General features: G+C 35.1%; 20 protein-coding genes. 14 read left to right on the top strand and 6 right to left on the bottom strand.

Annotated features, from left to right (window positions below; genetic code table 11):
* Positions 1-81: 81 nt before the first annotated feature.
* The 5 genes from cobA (at position 82) to cysI (ending at position 5,449) form a co-directional block, all read left to right on the top strand.
* A complete protein-coding gene (cobA, locus tag ACEVFT_RS21840) occupies positions 82-855 on the top strand; it encodes a uroporphyrinogen-III C-methyltransferase (protein WP_342441387.1) in 774 nt (257 codons plus the stop codon).
* Positions 856-867: 12 nt separating this feature from the next.
* On the top strand, positions 868-1,608 hold the full coding sequence (locus ACEVFT_RS21835) for a sirohydrochlorin chelatase (RefSeq protein ID WP_393951291.1): 741 nt from the start codon (positions 868-870) through the stop codon (positions 1,606-1,608).
* Complete coding sequence (locus ACEVFT_RS21830) at positions 1,608-1,757, top strand: YezD family protein (protein WP_205445216.1); 150 nt, start codon at positions 1,608-1,610, stop codon at positions 1,755-1,757. Before ACEVFT_RS21835 ends, ACEVFT_RS21830 begins: the two co-directional genes overlap by 1 nt.
* Before the next feature lie 43 nt (positions 1,758-1,800).
* A complete protein-coding gene (locus ACEVFT_RS21825; RefSeq protein ID WP_393951290.1) occupies positions 1,801-3,594 on the top strand; it encodes an assimilatory sulfite reductase (NADPH) flavoprotein subunit in 1,794 nt (597 codons plus the stop codon).
* 133 nt (positions 3,595-3,727) lie between these two features.
* Positions 3,728-5,449 (top strand): assimilatory sulfite reductase (NADPH) hemoprotein subunit, encoded by a 1,722-nt coding sequence (gene cysI, locus ACEVFT_RS21820; protein WP_393951289.1) that lies wholly within the window; start codon positions 3,728-3,730, stop codon positions 5,447-5,449.
* A gap of 46 nt (positions 5,450-5,495) precedes the next feature.
* On the opposite strand, the gene ACEVFT_RS21815 is transcribed toward cysI, so the two are convergent.
* Genes ACEVFT_RS21815 through ACEVFT_RS21800 form a run of 4 tightly spaced genes read right to left on the bottom strand, consistent with a single transcriptional unit; the run spans position 5,496 to position 9,237 of the window.
* Positions 5,496-6,098, bottom strand: coding sequence for a response regulator transcription factor (locus ACEVFT_RS21815; protein WP_342441383.1), 603 nt, complete (start codon positions 6,096-6,098; stop codon positions 5,496-5,498).
* Positions 6,088-8,124: a sensor histidine kinase gene (locus ACEVFT_RS21810; protein WP_393951288.1), complete on the bottom strand. Its 2,037-nt coding sequence runs from the start codon at positions 8,122-8,124 to the stop codon at positions 6,088-6,090. The genes ACEVFT_RS21815 and ACEVFT_RS21810 overlap by 11 nt, the downstream gene beginning before the upstream one ends.
* A 16-nt stretch (positions 8,125-8,140) precedes the next feature.
* Positions 8,141-9,070 (bottom strand): polyprenyl synthetase family protein, encoded by a 930-nt coding sequence (locus ACEVFT_RS21805; RefSeq protein ID WP_342441381.1) that lies wholly within the window; start codon positions 9,068-9,070, stop codon positions 8,141-8,143.
* Between the two features lie 2 nt (positions 9,071-9,072).
* A complete protein-coding gene (locus ACEVFT_RS21800) occupies positions 9,073-9,237 on the bottom strand; it encodes a hypothetical protein (RefSeq protein ID WP_342441380.1) in 165 nt (54 codons plus the stop codon).
* 438 nt (positions 9,238-9,675) lie between these two features.
* Between ACEVFT_RS21800 and ACEVFT_RS21795 the strand changes: the two genes are divergently transcribed.
* From ACEVFT_RS21795 to ACEVFT_RS21755, 9 genes are all read left to right on the top strand, one after another.
* On the top strand, positions 9,676-10,179 hold the full coding sequence (locus tag ACEVFT_RS21795) for a MauE/DoxX family redox-associated membrane protein (RefSeq protein ID WP_342441379.1): 504 nt from the start codon (positions 9,676-9,678) through the stop codon (positions 10,177-10,179).
* Positions 10,176-10,607 (top strand): hypothetical protein, encoded by a 432-nt coding sequence (locus ACEVFT_RS21790; RefSeq protein ID WP_393951287.1) that lies wholly within the window; start codon positions 10,176-10,178, stop codon positions 10,605-10,607. Before ACEVFT_RS21795 ends, ACEVFT_RS21790 begins: the two co-directional genes overlap by 4 nt.
* A gap of 398 nt (positions 10,608-11,005) precedes the next feature.
* Positions 11,006-11,491 (top strand): hypothetical protein, encoded by a 486-nt coding sequence (locus ACEVFT_RS21785; RefSeq protein WP_342441377.1) that lies wholly within the window; start codon positions 11,006-11,008, stop codon positions 11,489-11,491.
* A complete protein-coding gene (locus tag ACEVFT_RS21780) occupies positions 11,478-13,286 on the top strand; it encodes an ABC transporter ATP-binding protein (RefSeq protein ID WP_393951286.1) in 1,809 nt (602 codons plus the stop codon). Before ACEVFT_RS21785 ends, ACEVFT_RS21780 begins: the two co-directional genes overlap by 14 nt.
* Complete coding sequence (locus tag ACEVFT_RS21775; RefSeq protein WP_342441375.1) at positions 13,279-13,698, top strand: peroxiredoxin family protein; 420 nt, start codon at positions 13,279-13,281, stop codon at positions 13,696-13,698. Before ACEVFT_RS21780 ends, ACEVFT_RS21775 begins: the two co-directional genes overlap by 8 nt.
* Positions 13,699-14,076 (top strand): DUF6941 family protein, encoded by a 378-nt coding sequence (locus tag ACEVFT_RS21770; RefSeq protein WP_342441374.1) that lies wholly within the window; start codon positions 13,699-13,701, stop codon positions 14,074-14,076.
* Positions 14,077-14,087: 11 nt separating this feature from the next.
* Complete coding sequence (locus ACEVFT_RS21765) at positions 14,088-15,155, top strand: ABC transporter permease (RefSeq protein WP_342441373.1); 1,068 nt, start codon at positions 14,088-14,090, stop codon at positions 15,153-15,155.
* A gap of 9 nt (positions 15,156-15,164) precedes the next feature.
* Positions 15,165-16,115 (top strand): ABC transporter permease family protein, encoded by a 951-nt coding sequence (locus ACEVFT_RS21760; protein WP_393951285.1) that lies wholly within the window; start codon positions 15,165-15,167, stop codon positions 16,113-16,115.
* 39 nt (positions 16,116-16,154) lie between these two features.
* Positions 16,155-16,838 carry an ABC transporter ATP-binding protein gene (locus ACEVFT_RS21755; protein ID WP_393951284.1) on the top strand — a complete coding sequence of 228 codons (684 nt, stop codon included), beginning with the start codon at positions 16,155-16,157 and terminating at the stop codon, positions 16,836-16,838.
* On the opposite strand, the gene ACEVFT_RS21750 is transcribed toward ACEVFT_RS21755, so the two are convergent.
* A complete protein-coding gene (locus ACEVFT_RS21750; protein WP_393951301.1) occupies positions 16,821-17,018 on the bottom strand; it encodes an IS3 family transposase in 198 nt (65 codons plus the stop codon). The two genes, ACEVFT_RS21755 and ACEVFT_RS21750, sit on opposite strands and share 18 nt — an antisense overlap.
* 6 nt (positions 17,019-17,024) lie before the next feature.
* Positions 17,025-17,201, bottom strand: coding sequence for a hypothetical protein (locus ACEVFT_RS21745; RefSeq protein ID WP_393951283.1), 177 nt, complete (start codon positions 17,199-17,201; stop codon positions 17,025-17,027).
* Positions 17,202-17,250: the final 49 nt, after the last annotated feature.

Genomic DNA, 17,250 nt, shown 5'->3' with positions numbered 1-17,250 from the left:
AGGGAGGGCCTTTTCGAGCAAAATCGAAAAAATCTGGAAGCCATAACAATGAGGCGTAATTGATAGAAGGAGTGAAATAGAATGGGGAAAGTTTATATCGTCGGTGCAGGTCCTGGAGATGTTGACCTCATTACGATCAAAGGATTACGTTGTATTGAATGTGCGGACGTCATTTTATATGACAGACTCATTAATAAAGAGCTATTAGCCTATGCCAAGAAAGACGCTAAATTAATCTTTTGCGGGAAGTTGCCACAGCAACATGCCATGATTCAGGAGCAAATTAACCAAACACTTGTTGATTATGCTCAGCAAGGATATGTCGTCACAAGATTAAAAGGAGGAGACCCATTTGTTTTTGGAAGAGGGGCAGAGGAAGCAGATGTGTTAGCGAAGCATCAAATTCCCTTTGAAATTGTACCTGGTATTACGTCAGGTATAGCAGCCCCAGCATATGCAGGTATTCCTGTCACACATCGTGACTTAGGCTCAAGCTTTGCTATGGTTACTGGGCATATGCAGGACGGGAAAGAAGATGCTATACGTTGGGAAAGTCTTGCAAAAGGGATTGATACGATTGCCATTTATATGGGGGTTGGTAATCTACCGTATATCCGTCAACAATTACTCAAATATGGTCGTGATGAGCAAACGCCTGTGGCTGTTATTCATTGGGGAACAGTTTCTACCAAGCAAAGAACTGTTACGGGTACTTTAGCTACAATTGAGGAAATCGTGCGTACAGAAAATATTCAAAACCCTAGCATCATATTAGTAGGGAAGGTTGTGACCCTAAGAGAAACCATTCAGTGGTTTGAGCAAAGCCCAGCGCAGCCAATCCAAATAACGGGATAAGGTTGTGGAATCATGCAGGCTATTTTATATATTGCACATGGCAGTCGTGTTAAGGAAGGGGTAGAGCAAGCCGTAACCTTTCTTCAAGGTGTTCAACAAGAAGTAGATGTAGCCATTCAGGAAATATGCTTTTTGGAGCTTGCAACACCAACTATTGCAGAAGGCATTGCTAGCTGTATTCAAAAAGGAGCAACAGCGATTGCCGTGATGCCTATTCTACTACTAGCTGCTCAACACGCAAAGCAAGATATTCCGAAAGAAATGGCTAAAGCTCAAAAACAATATCCCTATGTAAAGTTTACATATGGGGAGCCCCTTGGCATACATGAACGATTAATTGACACGTTACAAGCTAGAATAATAGAAAAACAGCAACCTAACAGCAATGCAAGTGTTTTACTCATCGGACGTGGGAGTAGTGATCCAGCCGTCAAGAGGGATTTAGCGAAAATTGCCAAAAGGCTACGTGCTAAATATCACTATAAAGCAGTTGATACATGCTTCTTATATGGAATGGGACCAACCTTTGAAGACTGGCTACAGCAAGATAAAGGAAAGCAACAGCAAGTTTTTATTGTCCCTTATTTATTATTTACAGGCATTTTAAGACAAAGTATTGCCAAGCGATTACAAGGCTTTGATAGCCAAAACATCATGTTATGTGAAAGCTTAGGCTATGACGCCAATGTAAAAAAAGTGTTAGTGGAACGTATTGATAAATTACTACATTTTAAAGAGGAAGGTGTTTCGTAATGGTAGATAAAAGGACTGAGAATGTAAATCTAGCATTAGATAATGTCCGCCAAATGTTAAATACTGTGAGCCACGGATCAATTACATTGATTGTTCAAAATTCTTACGTGGTTCAGATTGAAAAAAAGGAAAAAATAAGGCTTCGATAATTTTAAAAATATGAAATGATGATGATTCGTGAGGTGGCAAAGATTGAAATTGCAAGTAATAAACAGTCCATTTAATGAAGAGCAGGTGAAGTTATTAAACGAGCTTCTCCCTAAATTAACCATTGAACAAAAAATTTGGCTAAACGGCTACTTAAGTGCACCCCAAGCAACTCTTGAAGCAATTGTTGAACAGGCACCACCAGCAGCCCAACCTGTTACAAAAACAATAACAATTTTATATGGTTCCCAAACAGGCAATAGTCAAGGGTTAGCTGAAAAATATGCAGCAGCTTTAAAAACACAACAGGTAGATGTAACTGTCTCATCATTAGGGAAATTTAAAGCAAGTAATTTAAAAAAGATTACCAATCTATTACTTATTGTGAGTACACATGGAGAGGGAGATCCACCAGATCAAGCGATACAATTCTATGAATTTTTGCATAGCAAACGTGCGCCTAAACTAGAGCACCTACAGTATTCAGTCCTTGCCTTAGGGGATAGCTCCTATGAATTTTTCTGTAAGACAGGTAAGGACTTCGATGAGCAATTTGCAAAATTAGGGGCAACAAGAATGGCTCCCCGAATTGATTGTGATGTGGATTATGATGACGCAGCTGCACAGTGGTTTTCTGTGGTTCAACAGGAATTTCTTCAGCAGACAACTTCAGGAACGTCTACTTCAGCACAGAATGAAGGCGCGCAAGTACTTGAAGCATCTACATATTCAAGAAAAAATCCATTTTACGCTGAAGTACTTGAAAATATGAACCTAAATGGTCGTGGCTCAAACAAAGAGACGCGTCATCTTGAATTATCTATTGAGGGAGCTAATTTCCAATTTGAACCTGGAGATAGCATTGGTATTCTGCCCGAGAACGATGAGCAATTAGTCAATGCATTGCTGACAGCACTTCAATTCGATTCAGAGACAGAAGTGACTGTTTTTGATGAAACAATATCGATAAAAGATGCACTACAGAAAAAATTAGAAATTACGGTGTTATCTAAGCCGTTACTCGAGAAAATTGCTGCTTTTACAGAGCATAAAGAATTTTCTAAGCTATTTGAAGAACCAAATGCATGGAAGGACTATGCAAAAGGAAGAGACTTACTGGATCTAGTAGAGGCGTTTACACCATTTACTTGGAGTGCACAGCAGTTTGTAGAGTTGCTACGTAAAATTCCAGCGCGACTTTATTCTATTGCTAGTAGCCAAAAGGCCAATAGCGAAGAGGTTCATTTAACGATTGGTAAGGTAAGCTATGAGACAGCTGGTAGACAACGTCTTGGTGTTTGCTCTGGAAGTGTGGCAGAACGCATTCAAATTGGTGATACATTACCAATCTATGTTCATAAAAACCCGAATTTCAGGTTGCCAGAGAATAATGAAACACCAATTATTATGATTGGTGCAGGCACAGGTGTTGCACCATATCGAGCTTTTCTAGAGGAGCGAGAAGAGTTAGGGATTGAGGGGAAAGCATGGCTCCTCTTTGGTGATCAGCATTTTGTTACGGATTTTCTCTATCAAACGGATTGGCAACGTTGGCTTGCTGATGGCACATTAAGTCACATGCATGTAGCCTTTTCACGTGATACTGACAAAAAAGTCTATGTTCAACATAAATTGCTAGAAAATGCGGCAAGTTTTTATGAATGGCTAGAGCAGGGGGCAGTCATTTATGTATGTGGTGACGAAAAATCAATGGCATCTGATGTGGATGCAACTATTCATCGAATCATTGAGCAGCAAGGGCAGAAAACACTAGAGGAAGCAAAAGCCTATGTGAATGAATTAAAACAGCAAAAACGCTACCAACGTGACGTTTATTAATTGAATTCAGCACAAATTCCCATAGAAGTGGTAGAAAACCTTTCCTATTCAGGAGCTTATATCTTTGCTAGCAAGCGCAGCCTCAGATATGCGCCATAAACTTAGATGTAATGGATTAAAGGAGCGATAAAGAATGACAGAAAAAATAGTTTTACCTCCACAGCCTGGGAAACCAAGTGATGTAGAGCGTATTAAGACCGAAAGTAATTACCTACGTGGAACGCTCGAACGTACCATGAATAATCCATTAAGCTCTGGTATTCCAGAGGATGATAATCGCTTAATGAAATTCCATGGTAGTTACTTACAGGATGATCGAGATCTTCGTAATGAACGTCAGCGACAAAAGCTAGAACCGGCTTATCAATTTATGGTGCGTGTACGAACACCAGGTGGAGCAGCCACACCAGAACAATGGCTCGTGATGGATGAAATGGCTAGAAAGTATGGCAATGGCTCTTTAAAATTAACAACACGTCAAGCATTTCAAGTACATGGCATTTTAAAATGGAATGTCAAAAAATATATGCAGGAAATCAATGACGTGCTATTGGATTCTCTTGCGGCCTGTGGGGATGTAAACCGTAATGTGATGTGTAATGTCAATCCCAATCAATCTGCATTACATGAAGAGGTTTATAATTGGTCTGCTAAACTAAGTGAGCATTTACTGCCACGAACACGTGCTTATCATGAATTGTGGTTGGATGGAGAAAAGGTAGTAGATAGTCAGGATGTAGAAATTGAACCGATTTACGGAGCGCAATATTTGCCACGGAAATTTAAAATTGGGATTGCGATTCCACCAAGTAATGATGTGGATGTTTTTTCGCAAGATATTGGACTGATTGCCATCGTTGAAGATAATCAGCTTATTGGCTTTAATGTAGCGGTTGGTGGAGGCATGGGCATGACGCATGGTGATCATGAAACCTACCCACAGCTTGCTCGTGAAATTGGCTTTATAACGCCAGATAAATTACTGGAAACTGCAGAAAAAATAATTACGATCCAACGTGATTATGGGAATCGCTCTGTCCGTAAAAATGCACGATTTAAATACACAATCGATGCGAGAGGACTTGAATGGTTCCAAGAAGAATTAACGCGTCGTCTAGGCTGGGAAATTCAGCAGGCTCGTCCCTATACATTTGAACGTACAGGTGATGAATTTGGCTGGATTAAAGGGGCAGATGGTCATTGGCATTATACGTTATTTATTCAAAATGGTCGTTTAAAAGACTTTGAAGATTATCAGTTGTTAACAGGATTACGTGAAATAGCCAAGGTGCATACGGGCGATTTTCGTTTAACACCGAATCAAAACTTAATGATTAGCAATGTAACACCTCAGAAAAAGAAAAAAATTAATACACTTATTGAACAATACAAACTAACAGACGGTGCGCATTACTCTGCTTTACGTCGTAATTCCATTGCCTGTGTCTCGTTACCGACATGTGGCTTAGCCATGGCAGAAGCAGAACGCTATTTACCATCTCTTATTACAAAAATAGATGCCATTATCGATGAAGCGGGATTAAATGAAACAGAAATTGTTATTCGTATGTCTGGCTGTCCAAATGGCTGTTCACGTGCAGCCATGGGTGAAATCGGCTTTATTGGTAAAGGACCAGGAAAATACAATATGTATCTAGGCGCAAGTTTTACAGGCAACCGATTAAATAAAATCTATCGTGAAAATATTGGCGAAGAGGAAATTTTAGCAGAGCTACGTCCAATTCTTCTGCATTTTGCCAAGGATCGTTTAGAGGGCGAGCATTTTGGAGACTTTGTCATTCGTGCAGGCTATGTCACAGCTGTTTATGATGGAAGAGAATTTCATGCACAATAATAAAGTATAGATTAGACGAAAGCTGTAAGGAAGGTATTACTTTTCCTTACGGCTTTTCTGTGTTGTTAACTAAGCCTTGTTCCAGTGCTTTTACAACAGCACCTACACGTGATTGAACACCCAGTTTTCGTAGTATAGAGGAAATATGATGTTCTACAGTCCTCTTACTAATAGAAAGCTCTTTACTAATAACTTCACTTGTTTTTTCTGCTACAATAAGCTGTAAAACTTCTAGCTCTTTTGGTGTAAGTAGTGTTTTTTCGAAGGAAGGAAACAAGGTATATCCCGCATAGACCTTCTTCACTGTCGCAATTAAATCCTCATTAGACTGTTCTTTTTTTATAAAGGCTTTAGCTCCAGCATTTTGTGCAGCTTGAATATAGGCATCATCATCGTAGCCGGATAAGATAATAATCGGCATCGTAGGTATACTTTTTATAATAGCTTTTGTTAAGTTTAGCCCATTATATGTCTTGATGCGAATATCCATTAAGAGTACGTCAGGCTGTAATGATAAGATATCCTCTAAAAGTTGCGAGGGGTCAGTGATCGTACCAACTACGTGAATAGTTGGCTCAGCTTCTAGTATTGTTTTTAGGCTTTCTACTAATAATAAATGGTCATCTACTAATAATACTTTAATGGACATGCTGTTCACTCCATTTCAATGGTAATGTGATTGTAGCGGTTGTATGTTGGTTGAACTGGGATTCTATTATAAATTCCCCATCTAGTTGCTCTACCTTCTTTTGAATAGTCAACAATCCAAAGTGTTCCCCTGCATGTAATGTCTGTTGTTCAGGAATAGCAAAGCCCTTTCCATTATCAGCTACAACCATTACTAGCTCATGCTGTTTATCGTAAAGAGCGATATGAATGTGTGTTGCTTCTGCATGTTTTATACTATTATTGAGGAGCTCCTTTAGCATACGAAATAAGTGAACTGCAAAAAAAGAGGGGATACGTTCATCTTCTATATCATATGTTAGGTGAACATCAATAGCGTGTTGTTGTTGAATTTTTTGCTGTAAGGACTGGATACTTAAACCGAGCCCTAAATCTTCCACCATTATTGGATGCAAATCATGACACATAGTACGAATAGTTGTAATAGTTTCTACTAACGGCTGCTCGATTGTGTCAACTGAACCTATCTGTATTTTACGTACTACTAATAATAGTTGCTGTAAAACATCATCATGAAGAAAAAGAGATAATTGTTTACGCTCCTCCTCGATCGCCTCTAGTAATTGTCGATTATAGTTTGTAAGTTGCTGTGAGGTTTGTTGTGCTTCCTGTGTAATTTTATCTATTTTTTGGATGGTTAGTGCACTAGCAAATAATTGTACTGCCTCTACATGAATATTTTTTAGTAATGTTAGTTCCTCTTTTTCCCATTTAGTGAAATTACTTTTGCGACCTACAATAATAATACCGTTAATTTCTGTACCATTCCTTAGCGGCAGTGTGTGGTAAAGTGATTGTTTCAAAATTTCAGCATGATTTTGCTGTTGTTGTAGGTAGTATTGTATATCTTGCTGAGCTGTTGGAGAATGTTGAAATAAGCCTGAATCATAAAGAATTGCTGGAGTAGGCTGTGACCATATGATACATACACCTTCTACATCAAACATTTTATGAAGTAATTGTGCAATACGTTTAGCACAGATGGGCAAAAATGCTTCTGAATTCATTTGGTTGAAAATATGCTGTTTTTCTTGCTGGATGGCTTGAAGCTTTGCCACCATCTGCTTTTCTTCGATGTGTTTAAATAATTTATAAAAAAATGTAAATATTCCTCCGCCAACGATAAAGGCTGTGAACTGTTGAGTAGAAAATTGTAATAATCCTATTAAGATAGCAGATGTGATCAGACAGGCTAAAAATACAGGAAATAGTTGTCTGATAAGGTAACTGAAATTTATAATTTCCTGTTTTGTTAATAAATAAGCAAGTGTAATAGGGAACAGAGTAATGGAAATAATCGAAAATTCATAGGGCACACTTGGAAGATGGAAAATAGAGAGTTGAATCATACTTATTAAAACAGGTGTAAAAGATAGGACAAGGCTAATGACCAATATACGCAATTGATTCTGCACCCATTTTGTATGTGACAACCATTGTCTACTAAGAAAATAGCTACATAATATAATGGAAATCAAAATATTGAGAATGATCATAATCGGTATAAGAGTTGCCGCCCAAGGTGTTAATAGAACTATGTCTAAAATAGTAATCGCTATCGCTATTATTAAAGTTAACCATTTAAAGAATGATAAATGATTTCTTGCTTTAGGGATAGGAAAGTATTCAAAAAAATGCATAAGAAAAAAAGGTGCTAGACTAATTGCCAATGTTTCAATGGAAGATGCAATCTGAATTTGATAACTTGATAGTTTAGCATAAGTTATGGCTATACCAGTGATACACATCAATTGAAAAAAACGTTGAACGATCACAGCTTTAGGCTTTTTTAGATAAGCGTAAAAGCCAATGCATAAAAATAATAGACCAATAAAATTTGTTGAATGATTATATAAAATAAGCAATATCGCATTAAGGTAGTCATTTCGATGGATTTGTGCATTGACTAGATGAAAAGGTTGTGTGCGGATAACTGCGAAAATCCAAAGACTAGACAAGACAAGAAATAATAAAATACGCTGATACAATATAATGAATTCTCCTTTAATCTATTAAGTGAATAATCTGTTTTATATAGGGTGATTTATCATTAAAATAGTGTTGTAATAATGATTTAGCTTTTTTTGTATAATATTTTGCTAAAATAGAGCAGTAGTCAATAGCTCCTGTTTGATATATATACTCTCTAATTGTAGTTAAATGCTTTGTAGCTACATCTTGACTACGGATTAATTGTAGCTGTTTCAATAACCAACCATGATCATATGTATTACTATGCTGTACGGCTTTAATTAAAGGAAGTGTAGCTTTTTGGTGAAGTAAATCACTTTTATGATCAGCAAAAATATCGCATATATCATTTTGAAGTTGTAAGCCGTAACCAATATAAATAGCGATTTCTTGCAAAATAGGAGATGGAACAGTTGAACTATGTAATTCAAATATAAGTTGTAGAAATGAACAAGACTTTTGTTGGACAATATGAAAATACTGCTCCTCTGTTGCTGCTGGATGTTCCATAGTAAGATGGAAATCTAGCCATTGCCCATTACCAGCAGTGCGTAAATAGCGGTGAATAATAGCAAATCGATCTGATGTAGAGGAAGCAGTATTTGGCATTAGCAAATGCAATGCCTCCACTAGTAATAAATTTCCAAGCATTAATAATTGGGGTTTGGCTATAGGAGTGTCTAAACTGTTGTCATGATCTATAACATCGTCAAATAAATCTGTAGCCAGCATTAATAATTCAATCCCAGCAGCTTGTTTCATTTTTGTAGTATGTGATACTTCAGTTTCAGTTAAGAGAGAGAATACATAGTAAGAAAATTCTCCCCAAGTAAAATCCTCTTTATTTTGACTAAATATTTTCCCACTTTGATGTAATAATTGTAAAGTAAGCTTTTGGATATCATACTCTAAGCCACTGGTAAGTAAGATATCTTTAATAATAAATTGAATAGTAGTACGCATATCTATTTCCAACCTGGTGAGCCTATAACCATCTTTCCATCACGTTGTAATGTTAATAATTGAAATACCTCTGGCTCTAGTACTGATTCTGCGTAGATCCAATCCTCTATAGTAAGCTCTTTTTTTTTCTTAAATAATTGAATAACTTCCCATAATTTTTGATTCATTTCCAAAAACCTCACTAATAATCAAATTTTTCCCTATTATAATACTATAAAAATAAGCAATAGTAAAATATTATTATTACTGTATATCATTGAATAGGTAAATCCCGCAAAAACATGGCGGGATTTACGGATTTTTTTTTTATTATATTTTGTTATGATTTAGTAAATCAAATTATTTTTTACCATTATTTGAAATTATATTAAGCACTCCAATATGTGCTTTCTAGAAGGCACACTATGAGCTGTTTTAGCCAAATATCTACTAGATTTTAAAATAGTCTTAACCTAAATTTTGGTGATGAACTTATATGCTGAAGGAGGTACGTGTTGAAAAAATTCTTTGACATGTAATAGAGCAAATTAATTATGGATATGTCAAGATTTATAGAAGCATTCATTTTCAGTAAAATATTTAATAAATAGGGAGTTAGAATTGAAATGGTTTATGTGCTTGATGTTGGATTAGCATTTATTCTCTTAACTGCACTATACATGAAAGTTATAGACTATAATAATGCTCGTTATGATATATTCTCATACGGCTTAATCCGATTTCATTATACGGGTATTATCTTAGGAGTCGTTTTAGGGATCGAAGGAAGTTTAGCTATAATGTTTGTCTTAGGTAAATATGTTATGGCTAGCAGTATAGGAGCAGTTGTTTTATTTACTTGTTTTTGTTTTGCTCAATTGTATAAAAAAAGAAAACAAGGTACTAGCAAATGTCACTGTTTTGGGAAAATAGAATGGTTAAATCGTATGCCTTTAACCAGAAATATTTGTTTTATTGTACTTGCTGTCATTAGAGCCTTTTTACCTGAAAGAAACGACACAATTCAAACAAGTTTGATTTTTCTTCTATCAATAATCATTTTCATCCTATGTATGGAATTTGTTCAAGGTATTATAAAAAGCAAAGATAAGGGAATGACAATATTATGATTGCTTTGATGCTATTAATATTATTATCTGCTTTACTGTTTGTGGTGAGGCAAAAATTGAATCAAAAAACATACGAAAAAAAGTATCAATTACTTAGAAGATTGAAAGAAGAAGGATTTGTAGAAGTGGACGAGGGCTACCCAGTTTTATATTTATCAATGGAAACAGCCTTCTTTGAAGAAATAGCGAGGATATTAGGTGAAAATACTTGTAGACCAATGATAATAGTTTTAGAAGCACCGTTATGGTATGCTTCTTTGCAAAAAAAGCAATGGGCACAACATCTTGTAATTCCTCATATTGAATTAAAAGAATGGTTCAGTGTAAAGAATGATAGCTTCATATTGGTTAAAAAAGGAGTTAAAATTCTTGAAATAAAATTTATTAAAGAGTTTTTACAAATAGAAAATGCATTAAATGGTTTGTGATTATTTAAAAAGTTAATAATTTCATTTTTTGAAATAAATTATAAAAGTACTTTGTAATTGAAAGGAGGTGATAACTATGGCATGTCCTTCTGGAACAATGAAAGTTGCTAGTAAAGGGGTAGTTTTGTGCGTAAATAACGGTTGGTGTACTTGGTATCCTTTGGATAGTACTCGTTCAAATGTAGAACATCTTTACGATGTATGTAAAGACAATAGTACTGGAACAACTTCTGATTACTACTCTCATACTAGAGATATGAATACTTGTTGCTAAAACATTTATGCATGGTGAAAAAGAAGGGAATTTGTAAGTATAAGATACTAGCAAACCTGTAGCTAGGCATATAATTATGCCTAGCTGATTTTCTTATGACGGTTAGAGAAAGGAGCAGATATTTATGAGTGAGATTAACAAATTGAGTTCTCATTTAAAGTTTTTAAAAAGTAATCCTATAACTCAGTTTGAAGTTGGGAGTTATGTTCCCCAAGATTTGCAAGTTGATGAAGACCCGATTGACAATGCATTTTGCTTCAACATAAGTGAAAAAGGGTCAGTTATCTTCATAATTAGTGTTTCTTGTAGCGTGTGTAAAATTGATTCAATTCAATTGCTAACTAAACTTTATCCTGAATTCCAGTATATCCTATTTACAGATGGTACAAAAGAGGATGTAGAACAACAACGTCTATTTCTTAATCAAGTAGAAATAGTACGCGCTAATATTTTCCATATTATACGTCAGCTTGGAATACCAGGTGTTCCGTATGCCTTAGGGATTAATTCAGATGGGCAGATAGTATCCGGACGCCCTTTTGATTCTATTGAAAGTTTAAAAAAAGCAATAAGTCCATTACTTGAGGTTTATTATAATGAGGTACTATAAAATTATTTTAACATATATTTGGACAACTATAAAAGTAGTAAGAGATATTTACCATTACAAAAAAGGAATTGTAGTGATGGGGGTATTATTTAGCTTGTTTTTCTCCCTTGCTGCTCTAGCTAATATACATACTTCTAAGTGGCTTATTAATAGCTTAAATAATACCCAATTTAAGTTGAGTGTTCTAATATTCTTACTTATTACACTACTTAATCTAGTTAAAAATATAATTGCCGATTATCAGGAATTAAAGTATGAAGAGTATGCTTTTAAAATATCATTATTAAATCAGGAAAAATTGATTAAAGCTACTCAAAGAATCAGCTTACGTGAGAAGGAACATTCAGTTTTTCAATCTGAGTTGAGTATTGCTTCCAGAGGTGTAACGATGTATTTTGGGTATTTTCGCGGATTTATACAAATGGGCGAAAGTATTCTTACATCTGTTACTACATTGCTTTTTTTATTCCAGTATTCTTTATATTTAGGGTTATCTGTTGGTGCCATTGCTTTATTTAAAGCGATAATTATATCAAAAATAGTTAACAAAAAAGTGGAGCTCACTAGAGATTTGCAAGAACATGAGCGTGAGCCTCAATATTTTTATAATTTATTGACCAACGTACCTACGCAAAAAGAGCTGAAAGTGTATGGAATTAATGATTTTCTTCTTAAAAAGTGGAATGATGTCAACTATCAGGTACAGAATCTTAGAAGAAAACTCCACTTGATAAAAGTCAAAAACAATTTAGGTCAACATTTATTTTCACAAATAAGTCTAGCGGCTGTTGTCATAATGATTATAGTTTTGCTGAGTGAAAATAGACTAACTCTCGGAGATTATTTTGCATTAACTTTGGCATTGAACTTAGCAGATAGTAGTATGACTACTCTAATTAGAAATATAGTTCAAGGTGTTGAGGACACTTTTTATATTCAAGATTTTCAAAAGTTTATTAGAAAAGAGATAGACGTTGAAAACGACAATGAACAAAAATCTGCCTTTCAATTTAATAACGAAATAGAGATTAAAAACCTTTCTTTTAGATATCCTAACTCTATTAGAAATTCGTTAGATAATATAAATCTGAAAATAAAGAAGGGGCAGAAGGTAGTCATATTAGGTGAGAATGGTTCAGGAAAATCAACATTACTTAAGCTGATCGCTGGTTTATACGAAGCTCCTGAGAATACAATTTTTTATGATGGAGCAAGTCAACATTGTATAAATAAATCAACACTATATAAAAATATGTTTGTAGCATTTCAGGATTTCACAAAGTACATGCTAACTGTTAAGGAAAATATTACTTTTGGTAGAGATGAGGATAATGAGGATAGTGAAAAATTACTAAAAGCAATCCATCGAGCAGGCTTTAAAGATTTGCATATTTTACCCGATGGTTTAACAACACGGCTAGGATATCTAACAAAAGGATCAGTTAATTTATCTGGTGGTCAGTGGCAAAAACTAGTTTTAGCAAGAGGATATTATAATGAATCTAATTTCTTATTATTAGATGAGCCTACTGCTGCAATTGACCCTGAAAGTGAAATGAACTATTTGGAAGATATATTTTTTGACAAAAGTAAGACAGTTATTGTTATAACACATCGTATAAATATAACAAATAATGCAGATTTTATAATTCTTATGAAAGATGGGCGAATTGAAGAATCAGGGACCCATAAGGAGCTACTTCGTAACGAGAGTGGAGTTTATAAAAGAATTTGGGAGAAACAATCAAGTATATTGCATTTAGAAGAAAGAGAAAGGGCGATTACATATGGATAAACTGCCTAACATTAATTTGTATAATTTTGACGGTGCTTTGCTAGAGCTGAACAATGCTTTTAGAGAAAAAGAAGTTTTATTCGTCTTTGTCTCTCTATATTGTAAAAGGTGTATTGAGTTACTTCCAGATATAGAGGGGCTTTTGCAACATGGGCTGGATTTGGTCTTAATAACAAATGGCGAAGTTGAAGATAACTATGAAATGGTAAAATATTTTGGTTGGACTTTTCCAGTATTGACAATGACTAATTCAAATATGGCTGAATATTTTCATGTTTATGAAACTCCTGCTATTAGGATTTATAACAATCAAGGTTTACTGCTAAATCAAGGGATTATCAATGTGTCAAGTGATATATTATTCTATATCAAAAATATGGATTCTCAATTTTCGAAAAGGGGAGATGTCTAAATGAATTCACAATTACTTTGTTGTGATAGTATTGAATTTAATAAAGAAGAGTCTTGTCATATTTTAGGGCGTGTTATTAATAGATTAGATATTTCAACTATGCCAAAAGTAATCGAATTTTATGTGTTCATCAAACTGTTTAACATTGAGCCTGCCAAAACCTATGAGGTTGAACTGCAATTAAAGGATAGTGCAAAAAGGCGTTTTGCTCACACAGAAAAAGTTATTCTTTATAATAGACGTATTCCAGAACAAGTTCAAGGGGTAGATTTCAGTACACCTATGAAGGCTGTAATAACAAAATGCGGGAATTATACGATAGAGCTAATAGTTGATGAGAAAATAACTGCTTCATATCCTATTTATATATGTGATTAAGGGGAATGTGAATGAAACTTCAAATGTACATAAAGCTATTGTATAAATCAATGCTACGAAATAAAACGGTTATGACAGTTCTAACCTTACAAATGGCAATTTCACTTATGCTAGTTACTGTCATATTTTCTTTTTTGAATGGAAGCTATCATACAGTACGGGAGCAAGTGGAGAGGGAAAACGGAACAACAACAATTATGCTAACATATCCGGTTTCACTCAGTACTTTGGCTAAACTTGAAAGGGAGTGGCGAGCAGAGTCAAAGGTTCAGCGATTTTCCTATTTCGCTACGACTGATGATCAGGTGAAATTCGGATCGCACGTTGTTGTTTTGCCGTTATGGGGTGTTAATGAAGACTATCCCTATTTCTATGGTTTTCCCTTTGAGCAGTTAAGGGAAGGTGAGACAGTTTTGACTGTTAATGCAGCCAAAAAAGTGTTCCCCAATCGCAGTGCTGAGAGCGTTGTTGGTGAGTTCATTGAAATTAATAAGAAAGTCTATACCGTTATTGGTGTGGAGCAAGTAAGTTTAGTTGACCGTGTTTATATTCCCCATGCAGATTTCGAGCAGGCATATAACAAGATTGACGGGGTTCGGGTAGGTTCATTAGAGATTGATAAGGATTCCACATCAATAGTGTTAGAAGAATTAAAACCGTATGGACCAGTAGAACGGGAACCAATTGCTCAGTCGAGATACCAGGGTATTATGTTCTTCATCTTAGTAGCAAGTCTGGTTACGGTTTTTTTAGTTCTCTACTCGGTTCTTAGTTTTATTCAGCTATACAGCTTTAAGCTCATTAAGGAGCGCGATAAGTGGAATATATTGTTTTTGCTAGGTGCTACTCGCGGTAACTTAAGGTCTTATTTGTATACTGAAACAGCGAGCATGACAATCGTATCGCTTCTAACTGCTGCAATTGGCTATTGGGCTATTGCACATGCTGTTAGTCTAGAAGGTATAACTTTCCGAATAGATGTAGTTGTGATCTTAGCTATTGCAATAATTGTGATGACAATGATCCTCCTATCAGTGGAGTTAACCCTTCATAAATTGAAAAGAAATGTATTTAAGTGAGGTTTAATGATGAGGGATTTGTGGAGAATTGCATCAAAAATGCTTAATCGTAATAGAAAAATGACATGGTTAATACGCATTCAATTTTTAGTTATGTTTTTGCTCGTCTTCATTTTAGTTAGTTTCCTTTTCAAGAATCAAGATCAAATGCAAGTTCTTAGAGAGCAAATTGGCAAAGATGTTTGGATGATTATGCCTACATTCAAACCTAATTCAAACTCTGGCTTGACCGATGATTGGACCCAAGAACAACTCGATTGGTTAGAACACAAATTTACTGGTAAGATCGGTATCATTTCTTTAAGCCCGAATCAAGAGGGTGACTCGCAAAAAATTTATGTAAATGATGTTATTGAAAAGTTAGTGTCTGATAATGATCAAAGGCAAGCGAGGGAATACCTTCAATATTTTCTTTTATATGATTCAATTCAGCCTCATGCACAGATTCTTCCTATTGAAGAAAAAAATCTACAGGATATATGGGTGTATGTTGTAGGGGTAGAAGATGAGGAAATACATGTTAATACTTTAGATGCTGAGCTCTCTAAACTGAATCCAATCTCTAACTATGATGTTCGGCAGGTAATTAATACAAAAGAGCAACAAACAGAAATCAATTTAATTTATGCGAAATCGCTGCTATTCTTTATTACCATTGCTTTCATACTCATTATGATCTGTATTACTAGCTTTGTCTTGCTGCAGAATCAATACCAGACTGCTAAGCTACAGCTATTTCGGCTTTTTGGCGCTACTAGGATGGATATAATAAAGATCTTTGTATTCACTAACTTATTGTTAATGGGACCTTCTTACATGATTGCACTTCTTTTATTTATCTTGGCAGGTGTGCTTTGGCTAACATTTACTACATGGATGCTTACTTTTTTAATAAGTTTCTGTTTAATTGTTATTCTATTGCTACTTATGACAATTCCATCAATATCTTTAGGTCGTTAAATTAGTTGTTCATTTGTTGAATTAAGGAGGGAGCATGCTATGAATTTAATCGAACTAGCCCATATAAAAAAAACATATCAAGGACGGAATATTGAGTCAATCGTATTTCAATCTTTGGATTTAACGATTGATAAAGGAGACTTTATCGCTTTTTATGGTAGATCAGGTTCTGGAAAGAGCACATTGCTGAATATGATTGGACTTGTTGACCGACCAACATCAGGTGAGATTACTCTTGAGGGAAATAAAATTAATACATTAAGTGATGATAAATATGCCTTCATACGAAATAAATATGTGGGTTTTATCTTCCAAGATTTTAAATTGATTGAGGATATGACTGTCTATGAGAATGTAGAGGTGCCAATGCTCTTTGCAAAAGAGAAACTTTCCAACATGGAACGTAGGACACGTATCACTGAATTATTAAAAAAACTTGGTCTCGAAGGAAAAGATAGAGCTTTTCCTGATGAATTATCAGGGGGACAGAAACAAAGAGTAGCAATTGCAAGGGCGCTTGTTAATCAACCGAAATTACTTTTAGCCGATGAACCTACAGGTAACTTAGATAAGTCTTCTGCTGAAGATGTAATGAAAATGATCACTCAGATTCATAAAGAAAATGAGACGACAGTGGTTATCGCAACACATGATCCTCATGTAAAGGAATATGTCAACCGGGTTATTTATGTTGATGAAGGGTTTTTAAGAGAGGAAGAATAAGAATGTAGCTATTTTAGATGGACCAGGCACTACACCATAACTTGAGCTGACCCCTAAAAACTTTTTAGCCCTTCGAAACTCAACTGGAATTTTTCCGTTGAGTTTTATTTGTATTCGTTCATGATTGTAGTAGTGGATAGAGTTTACTAACGCTTTTTTGAATTTTTTATAGTTGTATATGGAAATTTATGCAAATAAGCTTTCTGTCAGGGCATTGTTACATGCTTTGCTTGATTTCGTAAGTTGCCAATAACCCTCTAAATCGTGGTATTTGATATAACCCTCCTTAATGCGAATGAATAATAAAGTGATGGGTAAAGCCCATAACGATTCCTCCTCCGATGTTTGTGTGGTAACTAACATGTTACACGAGGTCGTTATGGGCTTCTTTTATTTTAGAGGTGTTGCACTT

The organism is Lysinibacillus sp. PWR01 (assembly GCF_043359455.1).
In the GTDB taxonomy this organism is placed as follows: Bacteria; Bacillota; Bacilli; order Bacillales_A; family Planococcaceae; genus Lysinibacillus; species Lysinibacillus fusiformis_F.
This window is presented reverse-complemented; position numbering and strand designations above follow the sequence as displayed.

Coding starts and splice junctions, on each gene's coding strand:
- ACEVFT_RS21785 (WP_342441377.1), top strand. CDS start 11,006: ATGAGTGAGATTAACAAATTGAGTTCTCATTTAAAGTTTTTAAAAAGT.
- ACEVFT_RS21770 (WP_342441374.1), top strand. CDS start 13,699: ATGAATTCACAATTACTTTGTTGTGATAGTATTGAATTTAATAAAGAA.
- ACEVFT_RS21835 (WP_393951291.1), top strand. CDS start 868: ATGCAGGCTATTTTATATATTGCACATGGCAGTCGTGTTAAGGAAGGG.
- ACEVFT_RS21805 (WP_342441381.1), bottom strand. CDS start 9,070: ATGCGTACTACTATTCAATTTATTATTAAAGATATCTTACTTACCAGT.
- ACEVFT_RS21760 (WP_393951285.1), top strand. CDS start 15,165: ATGAGGGATTTGTGGAGAATTGCATCAAAAATGCTTAATCGTAATAGA.
- ACEVFT_RS21780 (WP_393951286.1), top strand. CDS start 11,478: ATGAGGTACTATAAAATTATTTTAACATATATTTGGACAACTATAAAA.
- ACEVFT_RS21745 (WP_393951283.1), bottom strand. CDS start 17,201: ATGTTAGTTACCACACAAACATCGGAGGAGGAATCGTTATGGGCTTTA.
- ACEVFT_RS21815 (WP_342441383.1), bottom strand. CDS start 6,098: ATGTCCATTAAAGTATTATTAGTAGATGACCATTTATTATTAGTAGAA.
- ACEVFT_RS21765 (WP_342441373.1), top strand. CDS start 14,088: ATGAAACTTCAAATGTACATAAAGCTATTGTATAAATCAATGCTACGA.
- ACEVFT_RS21755 (WP_393951284.1), top strand. CDS start 16,155: ATGAATTTAATCGAACTAGCCCATATAAAAAAAACATATCAAGGACGG.
- ACEVFT_RS21795 (WP_342441379.1), top strand. CDS start 9,676: ATGGTTTATGTGCTTGATGTTGGATTAGCATTTATTCTCTTAACTGCA.
- ACEVFT_RS21800 (WP_342441380.1), bottom strand. CDS start 9,237: ATGAATCAAAAATTATGGGAAGTTATTCAATTATTTAAGAAAAAAAAA.
- ACEVFT_RS21830 (WP_205445216.1), top strand. CDS start 1,608: ATGGTAGATAAAAGGACTGAGAATGTAAATCTAGCATTAGATAATGTC.
- ACEVFT_RS21790 (WP_393951287.1), top strand. CDS start 10,176: ATGATTGCTTTGATGCTATTAATATTATTATCTGCTTTACTGTTTGTG.
- cobA (WP_342441387.1), top strand. CDS start 82: ATGGGGAAAGTTTATATCGTCGGTGCAGGTCCTGGAGATGTTGACCTC.
- ACEVFT_RS21775 (WP_342441375.1), top strand. CDS start 13,279: ATGGATAAACTGCCTAACATTAATTTGTATAATTTTGACGGTGCTTTG.
- cysI (WP_393951289.1), top strand. CDS start 3,728: ATGACAGAAAAAATAGTTTTACCTCCACAGCCTGGGAAACCAAGTGAT.